Here is a 22,269-nt window from a genome sequence, read left to right on the forward strand (position 1 = left end):
TATAGCCTAATTTACCGCTAACTTAATATCACTGAACTTGCGTTAAGCCTTCTTGTATAATTAATATACTTTTATTTCGTGCTAAAAATAACAAGGAGGGGTTATGCGTTTAGTATATGTAGTTGAAAATATTATAAAAAAATATCATGATCGACCAGCTATTGGCGAGCGTGTTAAACACTATATAACAGATGCTAAATCCAAGCGGGTTGTTAGCCAATTAGAAGCAAAATATCAAACAATTACTTATCAACAATTATGGAATAGAGCTGAAAGTATTGCCAATGAATGGTATCACCATTGCCAATACCCGCTAAAAGCCAGTGATAAAGTTGTTATTTTATCTTTTATTAATAGTGATTATATTGCTATTAATCTTGCCTGTGTGCAAATTAATGCAATTATAATTCCTCTACAAGCTAATTTATCAACCAAAGAATTAACACTTATTTTACAAGAAATAGAACCACAAATAATTGCAGCCAGCATAGAATACTTACACATAGCAGTAGAGTTAGTAAAAAATAATCAGTCAATAAAACGAATAATTGTTTTCGATTATGACCTTTCCGATGACAATTCAGAAAAACTTGAACTATTACAAAAACAATCAAATATCACAATCGAAGAGCTATCCAATATTATCCATTTAAGTAGCCAGTTACCGAAAGTACCTTATCCTAAGAATAATAATGATCTATCCTCGATATCGATGATAATTTATACATCCAGTAGCACTGGTTCGCCCAAAGGCGCTATTTATAATGAAAAATTTGTATCAAATATATGGAACCCTATTCTTCTTAATAATTCTAATAAGTATATGACGACTGTTCTGTACCTACCAATAAGTCATAGTATGGCAAACGTACAATTTTATAATCTTTTAGCAAGAGGTGGTACTTGTTATCTGGTGGCTAAAAGTAACTTATCTTCTTTATTTGAAGATATTGCCTTAGCAAAGCCAACTGAACTTATATTAATACCCAGAATAGCTGAAATGATACTGCAGCTATATCAAACTGAGCTAGAACGTAGAAAGAAAACAGCAGATGATCCACAACTTAATACGACACTCAAAGAAGAGATACGTATCAATATTTTTGGCGGCAATGTCAAACAAATAGATTATACTTCAGCTCCAATTGCCAAAGAATTAGCTGATTTTATTGAGTCAATATTTCAAATACCACTGCACAATAATTATGGTAGCACAGAAACATTAGTTATTTGTCATGATAATAAGGTATCGAAACCATACGTTGAGGATTATAAACTTATTGATGTTCCTGAGCTAGGTTATTATACAACAGATAAACCTTATCCACGAGGTGAGCTATTACTTAAGACTTCCACTATTATTTGCAGTTATTATAAACGTCCTGAATTAAATAACCAATTTTTTGATGAACAGGGTTATTATAAAACAGGAGATATCGTCGAAGAGATAGGGAAAAATCAGTTAGCATTTATTGAAAGAAGAAAAAATATTCTCAAACTTTCTCAAGGGGAATTTATTGCCACTACAATGCTTGAAATTTCATTCAAAAATAGTCCCTTGGTACAAGATATTTTTATTTACGCTGATAGTCAGTGGTCTTATTTATTAGCTGTTATCATTCCTACAGCAGAATTATTATATCGCTATAATAAACAACACAACGAAATAAAACGATTAATTCACCAATCACTTAAAAAAATTGCTAAAGACGCCAATTTACAACCCTACGAAGTTCCACGAGATTTCATAATCGATACAGAACCTTTCAGTCAAAAGAATGGCTTATTATCTGAACTAGGAAAACCATTAAAGCAAAAAATTAAAGCTCGTTATATTGATAAGTTACATCAATTATACAAAGAAATTTCCAATAACAATTTGTCAGATTTGTCACTACATATTAATAAAGAAAATATATTAAATACTGTTATAGAATTAACACAGTATCTAGTAGGCTCCTCTGATATTGTTATTAATTCAACAGCAAATTTTTCCCAACTGGGTGGCGACTCTTTATCTGTATTACAATTTTCATTAGAATTAGAAAGAATTTTTGGTATCATTGTATCTGTCGAAATGATTGCCAATCCAACGTGTACCCTGCATGATATTGCTGATTATATAAAATCAAAACAATGTGTAATAAATTCACGTCCGACTTTCGCTACCATACATGGTATAGATAAGAAGAAAATTTATGCGAGTCAATTAGCTTTAGATAAATTTATAGATCCCGAGATTTTCCAACAAATAAAAAATTCCTCCCTCTTCCTATCGACCTTTCATAACGTATTATTAACTGGAGCAAATGGCTATCTAGGAAAATTTCTTTGTTTAGCTTTACTCGAGGAATTAAATAAAACTGATGGTAAATTAATTTGTGTGATACGCGAAAAAGATAATAATAGCGCAAGACAACGTTTAATTAATACGTTTTCGCCACATAATAATCAGCTAACAGTTAAATTTAAGCAACTTGCCGATAAACATCTAACTGTATTGGCGGGCGACTTAACTAAGGCAAACTTAGGGCTTGATGAAAAAACATGGGATTATTTATCGCAAACTGTTGATCATATTTTTCATGCTGGTGCTTTAGTTAATCATATATTGCCATATCAACATTTGTTTGAAACGAATGTGTTAGGTACAGCAGAATTAATTAAATTAGCGCTCATCAATCGATTGAAGCATTTCATTTTTATTTCTAGTGTAATTGTCGCATTACCTTACAATAATAAACCACTAAGCGAAGAAGCTAATATATGCGAAGCTATACCTTATCAAGAAATTAATAATCAATATGCTAATGGCTATGCTATTAGTAAATGGGCGGCTGAAATTTTGCTCCATGATGCATATAATCGATTTAATTTACCTGTGATCGTTTTTCGCCCTAGTATGATATTGGCTCATCGCCAATATGCTACTCAGCTTAATATTACTGATGTATTTAGTCGATTACTATTAAGTATCATTAATACTAAGATTGCGCCAAAATCGTTCTACCATTCAGGGAGTGATCTATCTCCCCATTATAATGGATTAGCAGTTGATTTTGTTGCTTCATCAATAATCAAACTATCAAAAAATTATGACCAACAGCGACTCACTTTCAACATGGTTAATCCCCAAAATGATAAAGTGTCTCTTGATACAATTATTGATTGGTTAATTAATTCAGATTTTAATATTAAAAAAATTGATAACTATCAAGAATGGTATCAACAATTTAAATTAAAAATGAGAAAATTACCTAAAAATTTAAAACAGTATTCTATGTTACCTGTTATTACACAATTAAAACACCCAGAGAAAATAACCAGCAATTTCTGGCTTCTAGCTAATAATTTTTCTTCTGCTGTTGAGGATACAATACCTGCTATTACACCATCTTTAATTAGTAAATATATCTCTGACTTTAAAGCGCTAAATTTATTAATTTAAAATAACCAAATTAATTTTTTAATTAAAAATATAAAATATAATTCTCAATGTTTATTTCTTATTTAATCATTAAATGTAAATAATAAAGCACCACGATATTATGATGGTGCTTTATTATAATAACCCTGTTCAAAATACTAATAGCCTGATGAAATTTAACGACCCGCTTTTAATCGTTGAAAATAACTTTCATACAAAATATTAGCATTGCCCACATCGTTCTGCCATTCCCCTTTTTTTAAGGTTTCCTCATCAGGATATAGGGTTTTATCGGCAACTAACGTGGATGATAGTAATTGCTTAGCTGCTAGATTGGGTGTCGGATAACCAATTTGTTGCGCTACTTTAGCGGCAATATCAGGACGAAGTAGAAAATTAATCAACTTAAGCGCACCTGCGACATTTTTTGCATTGGCTGGAATCGCTAAGCTATCCATCCAAAAAATACCACCTTCTTTAGGCCAAATAAATTGTATCGGGGCACCTGATTGACTCACTACATAGGCAGAACCATTCCATAGCATGCCTAAATCAACTTCACCTTGCATAAAAGGGTTCGCGGGATTATCAGAATTAAATGCCATTACATTGGGCATTAATTTTTTTAATTCTTCATATGCAGCTTTAATCAGTGCTGGATCTGTTGTATTACCTGAATAACCTAGCTTGAGTAGTGCCATTTGAAACACTTCCCGGGCATCATCAGTTAATAACAGCCCATTTTTATATTCAGGTTTCCATAAATCTGCCCAAGAGGTAATAGTTTTGGGATCAATAACTTCACTATTGATACCAATTCCTGTCGCTCCCCAAATATAAGGAATCGAATAATCATTCTTAGGATCAAATGATTTATGTAATAAATTTGGATCAAGATTTTTAAATTGACTCAATTGACTTTTATCAATCTTTTGTAGCATACCCTCCTTACTCATTTTCGACACAAAATAAGTTGAAGGCACTACTAAATCATAAGCTCCTTCTGCATAAGTTTTGAGCTTGGTATACATACTTTCATTAGATTCATAAGTAGAATAAATCACCTTGATACCAGTTTCTTTAGTAAACTGATTAAGTAGCCCTGGGGGAACATATTCCGACCAATTATAAAAATAGACTACCTTATCATCATTAGCTGCTACTGCTGAGCCAATACTCGCGGCTATGATCCCTGCTGCAAGCCATAAGGAGCACTTTTTCATATAGTGTTTCCTTCATAAAATAATGTTAAATGAAAACCTAATAGACTTTTTTCTAGCCCAAAAAAAGTCATTATATGAGGCACCTGTAATTGGGTAAAGCTTATAAAAGTCGTTTAGTGACTTTTTTATTAGAAAAAGACTATTTCGGACATTTTGCTCAAATAAAAAACAAATGATAATGACTAACTGAAATACAATAATTTAAATACCATTAATATACTAATTAACGACTAATAGTCTTTAATTTTGACACTAATTTAATTTATAGTTTTTATCGATTTTCTTTTTAACATCCATTGACTCAACAACACCATTATCAATGAAAATAGTAATAAAACTGTCGCCAGCGCATTAACTTCTGGTGAAATTCCTATTTTTACCATTGAATAAATTTTTAAAGGCAATATTTCATAAGCCGGTCCAGTAACAAAAGAAGATACAACCACATCATCCATTGAAAGGGTGAAACTTAATAACCAACCCGAAATTACCGCTGGCAATGCTAATGGTAAAATAATTTGCCGTAAAATGGTTAATTCACTAGCACCTAAGTCTCGCGCAGCTTCTAACATTTTCACATCAAAATCCTTCAGTCGTGCATAAACAGTAATAACAACGAAAGGTAAACAAAATGTAATATGAGAGAAGAGTAAAGACCAAAAACCTAAAGAAACGCCTAATAACATAAAGACTAATAGTAATGAAATTGCCATTACAATATCAGGGGACATCATAACAACAAATAGCATACCACTAACAAATGACTTTCCTCTGAATTGGTAGCGAAATAAAGCCACTGCTGCTAATGAACCAATCAAAGTAGTACAACTAGCTGAAATCATTCCTATCGTCAATGAATGGCCTGCTGCCTGTAATAAACTATCATTATTCCACAACATATCATACCAATCGATAGTCAATCCTTTCCACTGATTCCCAAAGCGTGATGCATTAAATGAATTGACAATCAAAATAATAATTGGAATATATAAATAGGCATAAACTATGGTGAGAAAACCACTTCGCAAAAAACGTCCAATCATGCTAAATCCACCTTTTTATTCAGCAAATTCGCAGCACGATAATAAATATAAAGCAGCAAGCCCATTGCAATAGTCAATACAATACTGGTCGCAGCGCCAAAGGGCCAATCGCGCAAATTAAGAAATTGGCTCTTGATAACATTACCGATTAATAAATTTTTTGCCCCACCCATCAAATCTGCGGCATAAAACAATCCCATTGCTGGTAGTAACACTAATAAGCATCCAGCTATAATGCCAGGCATAGTTAGAGGCACTATAATGCGTAAAAAAGTCTGAAATTTGTTAGCACCAAGATCTCGAGCTGCCTCAAGACAAGATTTATCCAGTTTTTCAATACTAGAATAAAGCGGCATCACCATAAATGGCAACAAAATATAAACTAATCCCATAATGACGGCTTCTTGTGTATACATGATACGAATAGGTTTATCTATCAATCCAATCCATAGTAAAAAGTCGTTAAAATAACCTCGGGTACTCAAAAAAATCTTCAACCCATAAATACGAATAAGCGAATTAGTCCAAAATGGCACAATCAATAAAAATAACATTAATGGCTGCAATTTTGGCGGTAATCGTGTTAGAAGAAATGCAAATGGATAACCAATGACTAAACAACAGAAAGTAGCAATGATTGCCATATTTAGTGAGTGAATCATTACCTCTGCATATAAAGGATCAAATAGCCGAGTATAATTGTCGAGGGTAAAAACCATGTCGACTAAATTGGCATCATCACGGGTCAAAAAACTGGTAATAATGATCATTAAATTTGGTAGAAAGGCAAACAATAGCAACCAGGAAACCAACCCGATAACGATAATATTCTGAAAAATTTTACGGTTATTGTTCATCGAGAAGTACGACCTCCCAACTTTCTACCCATGTCACAGCAATTTTTTGTGCCAACGAGTGGTCAACATCTGGATCATCTTCATTGAAAAATTCACTGACCATTACCCGCTTACCATTGTTCATTTCTACTTCTATATCAAGCATCATGCCCTTATAGTTGCGTTCACGCACATGACCAATTAGTCCAGAAGGTTGCTGTTCATCATCGATCTCTTTAACGCGTAAATCCTCTGGCCGTAATAAAACTTTTAATCGCTGACCTGCCGATACAGAAAGCTTAGTGTAAATATCACACTCATAGCCTTCAATATTGGCACGAATACGTTGCTCATCAATTCGATGTAAAGCAATCGCATCAAAAATATTAATTTCGCCGATAAACCGCGCAACGAATAAATTCTTCGGCTCTTCATATATTTCACGGGGCGATGCATCTTGTTCAATATGACCGTCTCGCATAACTAAAATACGATCAGACATGGCTAACGCTTCTTCTTGATCATGAGTCACATAAATAAAAGTAATCCCTAACTGACGTTGCAAGGCTTTTAATTCACTTTGCATCTTTTTACGTAAGTTATAATCCAGCGCCGATAATGACTCATCTAATAAAAGAACCTTAGGCTTATTGATAACCGCACGCGCAATTGCCACTCTTTGCTGTTGTCCACCCGATAACTGATGGGGATATCGCTGGGCGAAATCTTCTAATTGCACCATGCGTAGCGCTTCTTCCACTCTCGGTTTTATATCTTGAAAAGATTTTTTTTGCATACGTAAACCAAAGGCAACGTTATCAAATACCGACATGTGGGGGAATAAGGCATAACTTTGAAAGACAGTGTTGACATGACGCTGTTCAGCCGGAATATCCGTAATATCCTGCCCCTCAAGAAAAATACGCCCATTATCAGCGTGCTCTAATCCAGCAATTAATCGCAAAATAGTCGTTTTACCACACCCTGACGGACCTAATATGGTAAGAAATTGACCATTATTAATCGTAAGATTAAATTGTGAAATAATATTTTTGCTATCGAAACCTTTAGTTAAGGATTTTAATTCGATCAGTGGTGTAAAAGAGGTTGTCTCAGTCATTTAAGGTATCATCTATCCCTTATAGTAATGCAGATAGAACCGCAACTGGAAAAAGACTGTATTAGCTAATCAGGAAAAACACCCAGCAATAGCCAAAACCAGTTGCGCCAATAGATTTAACAAAGACAGAATAATAAACGCAGCAACACAAAATTAAAAGCAATATCATCAGAAAAATGACAACAATAATCCTAATATATTAAATTAAACTTATCCCAAAATAATTAGCAATCAAAATAAATCTAATATTTGCATCTACTTTATATGATTTATTAATATAAGATATAATAAAGCGAGCTTACTATTTTCTTTAAGAATTTGCATAAATTATAGATAATAGTTCATAAAAAATTCAATTTATGCTATTGATTAGTTAAAATAACAAATTAAATTTAACAAAATTACTTATGATAATTATTTTGGCTTGTTATTTTCGTCACTCAGCTAGAATGAAAAATACGTAAGAACCGTTGGTACCAACTATGTGGTGTAGGGTGTACTAGCGCATTCAAGGCACGAGAATAGTCCATGACTAAACCCGGCGTCCACGCCATTGATATCGCTCGCTGGCGAATTTGCGATGCAACCCATAATTCTGGCGCCAGCAATAATTTCCCAAGCGTTAAAAAATTGTTACTTTTATCAGCAAGCACTCCCTCTAACGCAGCTTCTAATGCATAAGCCACACTACTGGAGCAATTGCGGTATGTTAGATTATAAAGCTCTATTTGCCGATATTTTTGCCAAAAAATAGCCAAGTTAACCGCGTTATAATGATAAAAATGGATTTGAAAATCTGATCGACACCACTGTGAAACTTCTGAGACATAGTCAGACTGAAATTCACCAGCAACATTATTTTCTTCGGTAGCTTTTAATTTATTTAAAAATTCAGAAGGAGAACGATCGATATCCTCGATAGGATACAAACTTATATAAATCTGATTTCTGATCTCCAATGCCGCGTGACCGGTAGAAATAACACCATTACTGTCAACAGCTGCAATATAACGATTAATTACTGGGCGAGGTCTGGGCGTTACATTAGCCGAACCTTCTGGCGTCCAAATATGAACTGTAAGCGGTAAAATGTGAGACAAATTGATACTCATTTGCTGCTCGTCAGTCATTGGCATAATAGCATCTATTTTAATTTCTTGTTGCTCAAATTCCTTTTGCGATAATGCGCTATCAGCCATTAAAGTAAATATCGTTTGTCCATGTCGAATGACCCGTAATTTATTGGAAAAACGGATGGCAGATATTCCACTAAGCATTAGTAACACAGCCAAAACGATTGGAAATGTCGATTGGTAACTAATGGGGTAAGGAAATAAGATCACCATAGCAAACAATAAATAAAATCCACCTAGCCAAATAGTACGTTTCCATAGGCGATGACGAACAACTAAAGCGGACACGATACTAAATATAGCAAGTAATAAATAATTAAAGCCTAACACTATTGATAAGATTAAATGACTATAATTATCATCAATTAAAAGAGAAACAGATACCAGAAAAAATAATCCACCTTTAAGAAAAAGGATAAATTTTTGGCTACCAATTCCACTATTGGCAACACTCAGGGTAATTAAACTCTCAATTAATGTGAATATACTTATCCAGACAACTGGAATATAACGTGTTTGTACTAATTCATCACATAATATAACTAAACCCAATAAAGCCCATAATACACCACCAATTAATAACCAAATTGACTGCTGGTGCATAAATTTTTTACCTAAAAGTAAACAAGCAATTTGCAACATAAAAAATCCGTTATAAATTAGCCTTTGATGCTGCAAGAATTTCCCATTCACCTAATAACATCGGATTAGTTTTATCAGCAATAGTAATTAATATTCGATCACGCACATTAAGCCATTCATCATCTAACCCCTTTAATTGAAAATTAACAGGAATACCATGATGAGAACTTACTAATGACCAGTGCTCTTTTAAAATTTGATGGGCCGAAATTTCAATCGATTGTAATATATGGTAAACATCACATTTCACAGGTAATGATGTTATTAATTTAATTTGTGGATCAAATTTTATTTTGTCATCTTGAATAAATAATTGGTAACGAATAAGGGATTTTGATGCATGTTTAACCGTTTTTTCTACTTGAGATGCTGCAAGCAATGAAAGTAGCAACATAAAAATGGCAATAACAGATAGGTAAGTTTGAGCAAGTAATAAAGGTTCTTCTCTTAATAAGCCTGGTAAAAAGAAAGGCCCATAGCCCTGTTCGCTATAGAAAATAACAATGGTTCCGAGCACTAATAATCCAATTCCTCGGCCAAAATCTTGCAGAAATAGGATCAGAAGAATAATAAAAATGATCGGTATACAGGCTAATATAATATTTAATGCTGAACCATAATAATGATTAATATAACCTTTTAGTCCAGTGATTGCATCAGAAAAAATTAACCAACTACTTATCGCCAGCAATATTAACCAACATAATGTCAATAATACTTTTTTAACACTATTAAGCTGCTTCAATGACTGTGGTTGTACTAAACCTAATAACATAGCAACAGCAAAATAGATACCTGACATATCGGCAAGCCAACTTGTAAGAAAATCATCTAAAATAATCTTCTCATCAAGGGATCCCAACCACATGACACTCAGCCAATTATCAATAGCACATATTATTGCTGAAATCACAATCCAAGTCATAATGGTATTTAATGGCGATTGATATTGTGCTAAATATCTTACAATAGCGGCAATTAATAACGGGGAAATAAGTAAACTAACTGCACTAATCATACTCAAGTAAAAAGATACAAAATCGAATGGTTCCAAGTACCAATTTACCAAACTAAATAAAAGCAAAAAAATAGGCCAGGTACGTACTGGTGATAATAAAAATGCCACAATACTTACACCGGCAGGAAACCAGACTACAACTAGCACGTCATCATACGGTACTTGTACTTCTTTAGAAATAACCGCCGAAATAAAATAAATTAATGTCCAACTGAGGAATGTAAACCAGCGAATATGACTGGAAATTTTTACCAGTCCTATCATCAACGATTCTCCTTTATTTTTGCTAATGAAATCTTGAATAATCAATAAATGATGTTTACAGGCAAAATAAAACTGTATTTCAAGCACCAAAATAATGAAATATATTAAACTAATCCCAAAAGCAAAAAATTATTAATATTAAATTAGATTATTACTTTTTTGCTACAAAGAAATGCTGTTGCCAGGCTTTTAAAATATATTTTCCACTATTAAAGTAAATTTAATTAATTATTATTTTACAAATATTAAGAAGAGGCTTTGTTAAGAATAGAACAACAACATGCAAATCATTTACTCAATAGCCAACAAACCAAATTCTTACTACTTAACGCCGATTTAATAACTTTGCAAAAAACGAATAATTAATAAGTTTTAACTTTTAACCGAAACCATTAACTTTTGGCCAGCATTATCCCAGTTTGTAGAACTTTTGCAACATTATATGCACAGTGCTGTAGATTTAACATCCCTTGCTCTAAGGCTGCTTGCTGTGATAAAACTCGAGGTAAAATGCTAAATACCGCATTGATCCCTTGCCGATAGAGATCATCAATATTTTTTCCTTGTCTACCCACTATTGCGATAACAGGGATACCATATTGAGCCGCAAGCTTTGCAATACCAACGGGTGCTTTTCCAGCCATTGTCTGTCCATCCATACTCCCTTCTCCAACAATAACTAGAGAGGCATCGGCTAATTTATCTTTGAAATGGATAGCCTGACAAACTAATCCAATGCCTGAACGCAATGTGCCATTTAGAAAAGCCAATGCAGCTACAGCAATTCCGCCACCAGCGCCAGATCCTGGTAGATATCGATAATCAGTACCTGTCATGCATTGAATAACATCAGCGTAATGAATTAAACTCTGTTCTAAATGGATAATTATGTCGGCTGTAGCGCCTTTTTGAGGCGAAAATATTTTTGCCGCACCTTGTTCGCCAACTAATGGATTATTCACATCACAGGCTATTTCAATCTGACACTGTTGCAATCTGCTATCTAAACCAGCCAAATCTATCCGTTCCAGTTCAACCATCTCTTTGGCTACAAACTCTAATAAATGACCATCTGCACGATAAAAATGGGCGCCGAGTGCCTGCATCATGCCAATTCCTCCATCTACCGTAGCACTTCCACCAACAGCTAAAATGATCCTTTTAACTCCGCGATCAAGCGCTGCAAGAATTAATTGGCCGGTGCCATAACTGGTTGTTAATAATGGATCACGTTGTGCTAAAGGAACTTGCATTAATCCACTTGCCGCTGCCATTTCTATCACTGCTGTGTCACCATTATTCAGTAAGCCATAATAAGCTTTCACTGGTGTTCTCAACGGCCCTGTTACGGTCAGCTCAATACGTTCACCTCCTTCAGCGTCAATCAATGCATCAACTGTGCCTTCCCCACCATCGGCCATAGCAAAGCATAAATATTCAGCGGCTGGAAAAACGGCCATGAAACCTGCTTCGATGGCATGTGTCGCCTGCTTAGCCGTTAGACTTTCTTTAAACGAATTTGGGGCAATAATTATTTTCATTGTCGCTACCATTAAAAAATTAAATAACATAATCTTGCTATTAGAGGATCGCCATAACCGAGAGCCATTCCATTTATTTGATAATAAAATAATAACAGCTAAAATTTTGTTAAATTATGCCAAGACAGGAGACAATATGTATCAAACTATTTTAGTCCCGATCGATCTGTCTGAAGACACATTAACGCAAAAAGTTATCCCCCATATTAATGCACTTAGCCAAACTGATAATCCTGATTTCTATTTTATTTCTGCGATTTATGCGCCTTCTTTTTTCATTGCTAGTAAAATTGTCTATTCTAAACAGCCAATTAGCGATGACGATGAAATTGTCCAACAGGCTCTACAAAGCCTACAAAGTATGGCAAAAAAATTTGCTATTCCAGCGGAAAAAATACACTGCTTAATTAAAACCGATCCGCCAAGAGATGCTATTTTAGAAATCGCCGATGAAATTAATGCAGACTTAATTGTTATCGCCTCTCGCCGACCTAATTTTAGAACCCATTTACTCGGTTCAACCGCTACCGCAGTGGTGAATTATGCGAAAATCCCAGTTTTAGTGATTAGATAAACACGATTATGCGGGAATAATCATCCCGCCTGGCTGGCAATATCACTAATTAATTATTATTCTTAATTTAAGACAAACTATCCATTGATATACACCATTAAATAACATGATTAATTTTTGCCAAATTTATTGTTTGCTTGACGTTCAATAAGGTAAAGGTGATATATGAAAGAATATAAAGTTGTTATCATCGTTGGTAGCTTACGTAAAGGTTCATATAATAAAAAACTGGCTAACGAATTAATCAAACTAGCTCATCCACAACTACAATTTTCTTTCGCCGAAATAGCAAAACTGCCACTCTATAACCAAGATGATGATGAGCAGCCAAGTAAAATAGTACAAGATTTTAAACAACAAATAGCTGATGCTGATGGCGTTATTTTTGTTACCGCAGAGTATAATCGATCTATTCCTGGTGTATTAAAAAATGCCCTTGATCAAGGCTCTCGGCCTTATGGAAAAAATGTCTGGGCGCAGAAACCTGCGGGGGTTATCGGAACTTCCCCTGGTGCTATGGGAAGTGCTCTATCACAACAGCATTTAAGAAATGTGCTAACTTTTCTTGATATGCCAACACTAAATCAACCAGAAGCGTTTATCCAATGGAATGAAAATATTATTGATCAGCATGGTAATTTACTGGAAAGGACGAGGATTTTTTTACAAAAATGGCTGGATGCTTATAGCAATTTTCTAACAAAACAACTTAATTAATTAAATTAATATTGTAAATTTAAAGGCTACATAAATTTAATAAATAACCTTTATCGTTCTATTAAAAATGACAAATTATTAACCTGCAATTGATATTAATTACTTAATATAAAATAATCTATAAATTTAATAACTTAAACATCTTATTTGTGTTTTAAATAACTTCGATTCCCCACAATATCGATAAATTTTACTGGTTTATTTTGCTAATTTCTTCGACTAATAAAATATTATCAAAAATCGAAAGGCCATTTTTGTGAGTAATTTAACTTCCTCTCATATAACGACAGATGCAAATTCTGCCGTTGCTTCCGTAGCATATCGACTCAATGAAATTATCGCAATTTATCCTATCACCCCTAGTTCCAGTATGGCCGAGCAAGCAGATATATGGGCAGCTAATCAGAGAAAAAATATTTGGCAAGACACACCCCAAATAATTGAGATGCAATCAGAAGCAGGTGCTATTGCAACAGTGCATGGAGCCCTGCAAACCGGCGCACTGGCGACCTCATTTACCTCATCGCAGGGATTATTATTGATGATCCCAACGCTTTATAAACTGGCTGGCCAATTACTGCCTTTTGTCTTACATGTCGCCGCCCGCACTGTCGCCACCCATGCCTTATCAATTTTTGGCGATCACTCCGATGTGATGGCGGTGCGGCAAACGGGTTGTGCTATGCTGTGTGCTAATAATGTGCAGCAAGCACAGGATTTTGCCGTCATTGCACAAATAGCTGCACTAAATAGTCGATTGCCATTTATCCATTTTTTCGATGGTTTTCGTACCTCACATGAAATCAACAAAATTCAGCCAATCTCCGATGAAATACTGCAAAAACTGATACCTGAGCAAGCAATAACAGAACATCGTCAACGTGCTTTGTCGCCAGAGGCCCCCACTATCCGAGGAACGGCAGCCAACCCAGACACCTATTTTCAAGCTCGTGAAGCTATTAATCCTTGGTATCTTGACGCTTACCAGCATGTTTTAAATGCCATGTTGGCCTTTGGTAATACTACTGGCCGTTACTATCAACCATTTGAATATAATGGCCATCCAGATGCTGAGCGGATTATCGTTTTAATGGGATCAGCGGCCGGACCTTGTGAAGAGGTTATCGATCAACTGCTGACACAAAATGAAAAAGTCGGCATAGTAAAAGTTCATCTTTTTCGCCCTTTTTCTGCCCAGCACTTGCTTAACGAAGTGCCACTATCAGTAAAATCGATTGCCGTTCTTGATCGAACCAAGGAACCAGGATCACAAGCAGAACCGCTTTTCCTAGATATTATGACGGCATTTGCTGAATCATTTAGCCTGGGCCAACGTGATAAGTTACCTAATGTTATTTCTGGTCGCTATGGCTTGTCCTCAAAAGAGTTTGATCCTGACTGTGTGTTCACCATTTTTCATCAACTTAAACTACCAAAACCCAAACCACGTTTTACTATTGGCATTCATGATGATGTTACCGGACTGTCTTTACCGATGATTAAAGCATCACTACCTAATACACACAAATTAGCCGCTTTATTTTATGGATTAGGTAGTGATGGTTCGGTATCGGCTACCAAAAATACGATCAAACTTATTGGCAACCATACTCCTTTATTTCCACAGGGATATTTCGTTTACGACTCTAAAAAAGCAGGCGGGCTGACGGTTTCACATTTACGCATTAACCACCATCCGTTTTATTCCTCATACCTTATTAAGCAGGCTGATTTTATTGGTTGTCATCAATGGCAATTTATTCATAAATACCAGTTGATTGAAAAATTAAAACCCGGCGGTATTTTTTTAATCAATGCTCCTTATAAATCTGATCAAATCTGGCATCATCTGCCGCAAGAAATACAATATCTGCTGCGGCAGAAACAAGCACAATGTTATACCATTAATGCTTATCAAATCGCCCGACAATGCCAATTGGGTGGCCGTATCAATACTATTATGCAAACCGCTTTTTTCTATTTGACACAATTATTGCCAATGCCTGAAGCTTCGCTGCGATTAAAAGAGGCAATTAGCCAAAGTTATGGCAAAAAAGGCGCCAATATCATTGAAAATAATATTAACGCTATTGATCTTACCATTAAGGCAATAGAAAAATTTGATTTACAGGAGATTGATATTACTAGCCTTTGCAGACCCGCTACCGTAGCCCATGATGCCCCTGATTTTGTAAAAAACGTTACCGCAGCAATGATCGCAGATTTAGGTGATATTCTACCCGTGTCAGTATTTCCACCTGATGGCAGATGGCCAACAGGCACAACAAAATGGGAAAAACGCAATATCGCCGAAACAATCCCTATCTGGCAACCTGATCTCTGTACCCAATGTAATTATTGTGTTGCCGCCTGCCCTCATGCTGCTATTCGGGCAAAAATCACTTCTGCCGAAATACTGGAAGCAGCACCGACTAGTTTACCCTCTTTAGCAGTTAAATCTCGGGATATGCGAGGACTCAATTATATATTACAAGTAGCACCGGAGGATTGTACCGGTTGTAATCTCTGTTATGAAGTTTGTCCCGCAAAAGAGCGGCAAAATCCACAAATCCGCGCTATCAATATGCAGCCACGAGTTGAACATCTAGCGACAGAAAAAATAAATTTCAATTTTTTCCTGCAAATTCCTGATATCGCCCCAGATCAACTAGAGCGTATTGATATTCGTACTTCACAATTAATTACACCGTTATTTGAATATTCAGGTGCCTGTGCCGGCTGTGGAGAAACTCCTTATATAAAATTACTAACTCAATTATATGGTGACAGACTACTGATTGCTAACGCTACCGGCTGTTCATCTATTTACGGTGGTAATCTGCCAACAACTCCCTATACCAAGAATAGCGAGGGGCGAGGTCCCGCTTGGGCAAATTCCCTATTTGAAGATAACGCCGAGTTTGGCCTGGGATTTCGTTTAACATTAGAACAGCATAAAAGAAGGGTTTCTCGTCTGCTAAATAGCTTCGCTGAACAATTGCCAATAGCGCTAATTAATCAACTAAAAGATGATTCTTTATCTATTGAGATAAAGCGTGAATTAATTAATCAGTTACAATCATTGCTGGATAATTTCAATACTATTGAAGCTCAACAATTAAGCACCGATGCTCACTATTTGATTGATAAATCAGTATGGATCATTGGTGGTGATGGTTGGGCCTACGATATTGGTTATGGTGGCTTAGATCATGTACTCAATAGTGGCGAAAATATCAATGTTCTGGTGCTAGATACACAATGCTATTCCAACACCGGGGGACAGCAATCAAAAGCGACGCCCATCGGTGCTGTGACTAAGTTTGGTCAAAATGGCAAACAAAAAACCCGTAAAGATCTGGGAATAACCATGATGATGTATGGACATGTATTTGTGGCACAAATCGCTATTGGCGCCCAAATGAATCAGACTGTTAAGGCGATTCAGGAAGCTGCCGCCTATTCAGGACCATCACTCATTATCGCTTATAGCCCTTGTGAAGAACATGGTTATGATCTTGCCTATAGTCATCAACAAACCAAACAACTAACAGCAGCTGGATTTTGGCCATTATATCGTTTTGATCCTCAACGTAGTCAGGCAGGAAAATCAGCGTTAATACTTGATTCAAGAGCACCGAACGCATCGCTTGCGGATATCTTACAAAAAGAGCAGCGCTTTTCTCAATTAACCAGACAACTACCTGAACAAGCGGAAATATTGGCAAAACAAGCAGAGATAGCGGCACAAAAGCGCTACGCTTTACTTGAATTACTTGCCAAACAGGATACTAACTAAGGTAGCATAGGTCGCAATCCTGCTGATTAAAAAACAGCGTTGATCAATAAGGCCGCTTATCAATTTAGCGGCTTTATTAACGTTAACTTATTACCAGTAATTATCGCATTTATCGTTTAGGAATAATTAATACCTGTCCAGGATAAATTTTATTTGGATCTTTCAACATCGGCTTATTTGCTTCAAAAATTTGCTGATAAAGATTAGCATCACCATAAACTTTTTTCGAAATAGCACTCAACGTATCACCCGCTACCACCGTGTAATGCTGAACCTCAATACTACTACCTCCGGTATGGTCTTCAACCTTCTCAACACCAGCAACATTGCCAAGGGCAACCAAAATCTTATTTTTCATGTCAGCAACAATGCCTTCACCGGAAACGGTGACTTTACCATTATCATCAACATTGAGATTGACCTGATCCGCCCCTTTGATCCCTAATGAATCAAGATGTTCTTTCAGTTTTTTTTCTTTATCATCTTTAGTTGCCGAAGCAGGATCCCATAGTTTGTCGCCGGCACTTTTTAAGAAATCAAATAATCCCATATAACCTCCATCATTTAGTTTTGAGGAAAAAATTTAAACCTCAATCTATTAGATAATAAATAAAGCGCTTTAACCTACAAGCCATCTCTCTGACTCTATTTTTATCTAATAGTTTTTATAGTAAATCAATATGTCTATATGTTAATGATTGTAGAATGGTTTGCGCAATTTCGCCAAAGTTAGGCATAAATCATCATTGATAAAGCAATATTGATGGTGGGTCGTACAGGATAACTCGGCCTATGGCCTCGCCCTGCGGGTCGTTGTGCTTCGCATAACGCTGTCTCGCTTCGCTCGGCTCGAACCTACACAGCTTCTCATCCTGTACTCACAGTGCTATATGTTATTTCTGTTTCTTTGGAAAGTAACAAGATATTGTTAGATGGTGGGTCGTACAGGATTCGAACCTGTGACCAATTGATTAAAAGTCAACTGCTCTACCGACTGAGCTAACGACCCTATCTATTAATAGCAAAACACAGCATAAATAATTTAAACAAATAATGCTTTATTTTTTGTATGAATGGTGGGCGATACCAGATTCGAACTGATGACCCCCTCCTTGTAAGGGAGATGCTCTACCAACTGAGCTAATCGCCCAATCATAACTAAATCATCACAACAATTGGTGGGCGATACCAGATTCGAACTGATGACCCCCTCCTTGTAAGGGAGATGCTCTACCAACTGAGCTAATCGCCCGTCGTGATGGAGGTGCATTATAGGGATAGTTCTGCATGAGTCAACGGTTTTTCTAAGGAAAATATCCGTTCGTTGCAAAATTAAGCAAGATGCACCAAATATTATCGACGCTAAATAATATTTATTTAAACTTATTTAGTCTAGCTCCTAACAGCATAAATTAAGCAGTTTTACCATTAAATTAGCAAAATAAAGTATCATTATCGCGCTAACAGCATTGAGGAATTAAGTTGCAGTGATAAAATAACCAACTGTAAATTTATCACTAGACTAGATTCGATATAAAAAAAGATCATTAAGGCAATCCTAATGAATAAAATAAAAACCCGTTTTGCACCAAGTCCAACCGGTTATCTTCACGTCGGCGGTGCTCGTACCGCACTCTATTCATGGCTTTATAGTCGACATAATAACGGAGAGTTTGTCTTACGTATTGAAGATACCGATCTTGAGCGTTCAACACAAGAAGCCATTGACGCCATAATGGATGGAATGAACTGGTTAAGTTTAAATTGGGATGAAGGTCCTTACTATCAAACTAAACGCTTCGATCGTTATCATGCAGTTATCGATCAAATGCTTAGTGCAGGGACAGCTTATCGCTGTTACTGTTCTAAAACACGGTTAGACAATTTACGTGAAGAACAGATGGCTAGAGGCGAAAAACCACGTTACGATGGCTGTTGCCGCTCGCATGCTCATAACCATACACCGAATGAACCTCACGTAGTGCGCTTTCGCAACCCCCAGCAAGGCTCTGTTATTTTTGAAGACCAAATCCGTGGCCCAATTGAATTTAGCAATCTTGAGCTAGATGATCTCATTATACGCCGCACCGATGGTTCTCCTACCTATAATTTCTGTGTTGTTATTGATGACTGGGATATGAAAATCACCCATGTAATCCGTGGTGAAGATCATATTAATAATACCCCACGGCAAATTAACATATTAACCGCTCTCGGTGCGCCAATACCTGTATATGCGCATGTTTCAATGATCTTGGGTGATGATGGTAAAAAATTATCTAAGCGTCATGGCGCAGTTAGTGTCATGCAATACCGAGATGACGGTTATCTACCAGAAGCCTTATTAAACTATTTGGTTCGTCTCGGGTGGTCCCATGGTGATCAAGAAATTTTTAACCGCGAGGAAATGATCAGTTATTTTTCCTTAGATGCAATTAATAAATCCGCCAGTGCCTTTAATACTGACAAATTATTATGGCTGAATCATCATTATATCAATTCATTACCGGCAGAATATGTTGCTACTCACTTAGCATGGCACATTGAACAGCAAGGTATTGATACCCAAATTGGACCAAGCTTAGCAGATTTAGTTAAGCTTCTCGGTGAACGTTGTAAGACCTTAAAAGAAATAGCCAGTTCATGTCGCTATTTCTATCAGGATTTTGCTACATTCGACGGCGACGCCGCTAAAAAACATTTACGCCCGATAGCGCGTTTACCATTAGAAACCGTACGGACAAAATTGGCGGCTATTAGCAACTGGACATATGAAAATGTTCATCATGCAATCGAAGCAACGGCTACAGAACTGGAAATTGGGATGGGTAAAGTGGGGATGCCTCTGCGGGTCGCTGTGACAGGAGCAGGTCAATCACCGAGTGTTGATGCCACTGTACATGCCATTGGCCAAAATCGTTCATTAAAACGCATTGATAACGCTTTGGTTTATATTAATGAGCGTGAAAATAGGGTTAGCGAATAAAATTAACTTAGCATAACGGCACATTTCACTGTGCCTTTTTTCTTCACACTAAGCTGTATGAGCATTTTTTCAACGGTTAAACACTATTTTCCTATTAATCGATTGACAGCCTTATTCAGCTTGCATATTATGCGCCCGTCCAATCGACTTTGTGTAGGGGCTATAGCTCAGCTGGGAGAGCGCTTGCATGGCATGCAAGAGGTCAGCGGTTCGATCCCGCTTAGCTCCACCAAATTTAAATTCCAGCCAATTTAGATTTAATCAATATTAAACCCCATTACTTACTATGAATGCTTTAGGGGCTTAACTAAGTTGTCTAGCCCTTCCACTTTGACTGTTAACGTCATTTCCATTAAATAACCTAGTCTTCCTTGAGGAAATTCACCTTTACGTGCAAACCAAAGTAAATATTCTTCGGGTAAATCAATCAAAACCCGTCCTTTGTATTTACCGAATGGCATAACGGTATTAGCAATATCGATCAGATCCTGTTTCTGCATGCAGAATTCCACTATATTATTGGTTAATAGAACCAAACACGGCATTCGTTAATCAAGAATGCCGCTTTGTAAACATACTGTCAAATTATCACAAAACTAATCCCGTTATTGCTGCCGATAAGAAACTGACTAGCGTGGAACCATATAATAATTTTAAACCAAAGCTAGAAACAACATTTCCCTGCTTTTCATTGAGCCCTTTTATTGCTCCTGCAACAATGCCTATTGATGAAAAGTTAGCAAAAGAAACTAAAAAGACCGACAAAATACCTACTGAACGAGGGGATAATTCAGCGGCAACTTGTTTCAAATATCCCATAGCGACAAATTCGTTAGATACTAATTTGGTGGCCATAATACTACCTACTTTAAGTGCATCTTCAGCAGGTATACCCAAGATCCATGCTAATGGATAAAACACATAGCCTAAACAATCCTGAAAGCTTATTCCTATCACTGCACTGAAAATGGCGTTAATTCCAGCAATAATCGCAATAAATCCTATCAACATTGCCGCTACAATCAAAGCAACTTTAAAACCAGCCAGAATATATTCGCCTAACATTTCAAAAAAACTTTGTCCATCATGAAGATGACTGACTTGAATATCTTCTTCTTCGTCAACCGAATAGGGATTAATTAATGATAGAATAATGAATGTACTAAACATATTCAGGATCAGCGCCGCAACGACATACTTAGGATCAAGCATTCCCATATAGGCGCCTACAATCGCCATAGAAACCGTCGACATGGCTGTTGCTGCCATCGTATACATCCGACGTGGTGACATTCGACTCAATATATCTTTATATGCAATAAAGTTTTCTGACTGACCAAGGATTAATGAACTGACCGCATTAAAAGATTCCAGTTTTCCCATACCATTAACTTTAGCCAGTAATGTTCCTATTATTTTAATAATAAAAGGTAGCACTTTGATATGTTGCAGGATGCCAATTAAAGCTGAAACAAAAATAATTGGACATAATACTCGCAAAAAGAAGGTAGCGAGATTTGCGTCCATCATTCCACCAAATACAAAATCAGTTCCTGCTGCGGCATAAACCAATAAATAGTCAAAAAATTTAGCAAATCCAGCCACAAATCCCTGACCAATATCTGAATTGAGGAAGAACCAGGCTAATATTAACTCAATAACTAATAGTTGAAAAACATAGCGAATGCGAATACTAGCACGATCGCTACTGGTTAAAATCGATAACCCACCAATAAGAATAATGGATAAAAGAAAGTGAAAAACGGCAGACATAAATATTTCCAAGTAGGTTTTTAATTTAACAAATAGTTATATTATTTTATGTAATAGAAAATAATCGGGCGTGATTTTAATCACTAAAAACCGTATTAAGTGGGTAATTTAGTGATTTAACTTGCTGATAGCTAATTGATGATGAATAAAACGATTACGAAATCAAAGCAGTC

The 22,269-nt window shown here is 36.1% G+C and carries 15 protein-coding genes, 4 tRNA genes and 1 other RNA gene; 6 read left to right on the forward strand and 14 right to left on the reverse strand.

All coding sequences use genetic code 11. From position 1 onward, the window contains the following. The first annotated feature begins 103 nt into the window (after positions 1-103). On the forward strand, positions 104-3,448 hold the full coding sequence (locus tag WH390_RS03470) for a thioester reductase domain-containing protein (RefSeq protein WP_052044806.1): 3,345 nt from the start codon (positions 104-106) through the stop codon (positions 3,446-3,448). A 155-nt stretch (positions 3,449-3,603) separates the two neighbouring features. Here the strand turns inward: WH390_RS03470 and potD are convergent, their stop codons facing one another. The 7 genes from potD to WH390_RS03505 all read right to left on the reverse strand — a co-directional run bounded on the left by potD (position 3,604) and on the right by WH390_RS03505 (position 12,247). Continuing rightward, positions 3,604-4,650 carry a spermidine/putrescine ABC transporter substrate-binding protein PotD gene (gene potD, locus WH390_RS03475; RefSeq protein ID WP_032114715.1) on the reverse strand — a complete coding sequence of 349 codons (1,047 nt, stop codon included), beginning with the start codon at positions 4,648-4,650 and terminating at the stop codon, positions 3,604-3,606. Positions 4,651-4,907: 257 nt separating this feature from the next. After that, a complete protein-coding gene (gene potC / locus WH390_RS03480) occupies positions 4,908-5,693 on the reverse strand; it encodes a spermidine/putrescine ABC transporter permease PotC (RefSeq protein ID WP_032114716.1) in 786 nt (261 codons plus the stop codon). Then, positions 5,690-6,550 carry a spermidine/putrescine ABC transporter permease PotB gene (gene potB, locus WH390_RS03485; RefSeq protein ID WP_032114717.1) on the reverse strand — a complete coding sequence of 287 codons (861 nt, stop codon included), beginning with the start codon at positions 6,548-6,550 and terminating at the stop codon, positions 5,690-5,692. The genes potC and potB overlap by 4 nt, the downstream gene beginning before the upstream one ends. After that, positions 6,540-7,649 (reverse strand): spermidine/putrescine ABC transporter ATP-binding protein PotA, encoded by a 1,110-nt coding sequence (gene potA / locus WH390_RS03490; RefSeq protein ID WP_032114718.1) that lies wholly within the window; start codon positions 7,647-7,649, stop codon positions 6,540-6,542. The genes potB and potA overlap by 11 nt, the downstream gene beginning before the upstream one ends. Before the next feature lie 440 nt (positions 7,650-8,089). Continuing rightward, positions 8,090-9,424 (reverse strand): HdeD family acid-resistance protein, encoded by a 1,335-nt coding sequence (locus tag WH390_RS03495; RefSeq protein ID WP_032114820.1) that lies wholly within the window; start codon positions 9,422-9,424, stop codon positions 8,090-8,092. A gap of 10 nt (positions 9,425-9,434) precedes the next feature. Beyond that, positions 9,435-10,706, reverse strand: coding sequence for an MASE1 domain-containing protein (locus WH390_RS03500; protein ID WP_032114719.1), 1,272 nt, complete (start codon positions 10,704-10,706; stop codon positions 9,435-9,437). 392 nt (positions 10,707-11,098) lie between these two features. Beyond that, positions 11,099-12,247: a glycerate kinase gene (locus WH390_RS03505; protein ID WP_032114821.1), complete on the reverse strand. Its 1,149-nt coding sequence runs from the start codon at positions 12,245-12,247 to the stop codon at positions 11,099-11,101. A gap of 136 nt (positions 12,248-12,383) precedes the next feature. Between WH390_RS03505 and WH390_RS03510 the strand changes: the two genes are divergently transcribed. The 3 genes from WH390_RS03510 to nifJ all read left to right on the forward strand — a co-directional run bounded on the left by WH390_RS03510 (position 12,384) and on the right by nifJ (position 17,337). Beyond that, positions 12,384-12,821 carry a universal stress protein gene (locus tag WH390_RS03510; RefSeq protein ID WP_032114720.1) on the forward strand — a complete coding sequence of 146 codons (438 nt, stop codon included), beginning with the start codon at positions 12,384-12,386 and terminating at the stop codon, positions 12,819-12,821. Between the two features lie 165 nt (positions 12,822-12,986). Continuing rightward, positions 12,987-13,538 (forward strand): NADPH-dependent FMN reductase, encoded by a 552-nt coding sequence (locus WH390_RS03515; protein WP_032114721.1) that lies wholly within the window; start codon positions 12,987-12,989, stop codon positions 13,536-13,538. Positions 13,539-13,794: 256 nt separating this feature from the next. Next, positions 13,795-17,337 carry a pyruvate:ferredoxin (flavodoxin) oxidoreductase gene (gene nifJ, locus WH390_RS03520; RefSeq protein ID WP_238565663.1) on the forward strand — a complete coding sequence of 1,181 codons (3,543 nt, stop codon included), beginning with the start codon at positions 13,795-13,797 and terminating at the stop codon, positions 17,335-17,337. A gap of 109 nt (positions 17,338-17,446) precedes the next feature. On the opposite strand, the gene lysM is transcribed toward nifJ, so the two are convergent. The 5 genes from lysM to WH390_RS03545 form a co-directional block, all read right to left on the reverse strand. Further along, a complete protein-coding gene (gene lysM / locus WH390_RS03525) occupies positions 17,447-17,887 on the reverse strand; it encodes a peptidoglycan-binding protein LysM (RefSeq protein WP_032114722.1) in 441 nt (146 codons plus the stop codon). 214 nt (positions 17,888-18,101) lie between these two features. Continuing rightward, positions 18,102-18,229: non-coding RNA, RtT sRNA (locus WH390_RS03530), on the reverse strand. 41 nt (positions 18,230-18,270) lie between these two features. Further along, positions 18,271-18,346 (reverse strand) — tRNA-Lys (locus WH390_RS03535). Positions 18,347-18,411: 65 nt separating this feature from the next. Next, positions 18,412-18,487, reverse strand: a tRNA-Val gene (locus tag WH390_RS03540). Positions 18,488-18,513: 26 nt separating this feature from the next. Next, positions 18,514-18,589 (reverse strand) — tRNA-Val (locus WH390_RS03545). A 309-nt stretch (positions 18,590-18,898) separates the two neighbouring features. Between WH390_RS03545 and gltX the strand changes: the two genes are divergently transcribed. Together gltX and WH390_RS03555 are read left to right on the forward strand one after the other, a co-directional pair. Then, complete coding sequence (gene gltX, locus WH390_RS03550; protein ID WP_032114723.1) at positions 18,899-20,323, forward strand: glutamate--tRNA ligase; 1,425 nt, start codon at positions 18,899-18,901, stop codon at positions 20,321-20,323. A 156-nt stretch (positions 20,324-20,479) separates the two neighbouring features. Continuing rightward, positions 20,480-20,555 (forward strand) — tRNA-Ala (locus WH390_RS03555). Between the two features lie 52 nt (positions 20,556-20,607). Here WH390_RS03555 and WH390_RS03560 read toward each other — a convergent pair. Beyond that, on the reverse strand, positions 20,608-20,823 hold the full coding sequence (locus tag WH390_RS03560; protein ID WP_032114724.1) for a DUF3820 family protein: 216 nt from the start codon (positions 20,821-20,823) through the stop codon (positions 20,608-20,610). An 88-nt stretch (positions 20,824-20,911) separates the two neighbouring features. Next, entirely contained in the window at positions 20,912-22,096 is a 1,185-nt protein-coding gene (locus tag WH390_RS03565; RefSeq protein ID WP_032114725.1) for a NupC/NupG family nucleoside CNT transporter, read from the reverse strand. Positions 22,097-22,269 lie beyond the last annotated feature (173 nt).

Origin of the sequence: Candidatus Arsenophonus nilaparvatae (assembly GCF_045346035.1) — a bacterium.
Taxonomy (GTDB): domain Bacteria; phylum Pseudomonadota; class Gammaproteobacteria; order Enterobacterales; family Enterobacteriaceae; genus Arsenophonus; species Arsenophonus nilaparvatae.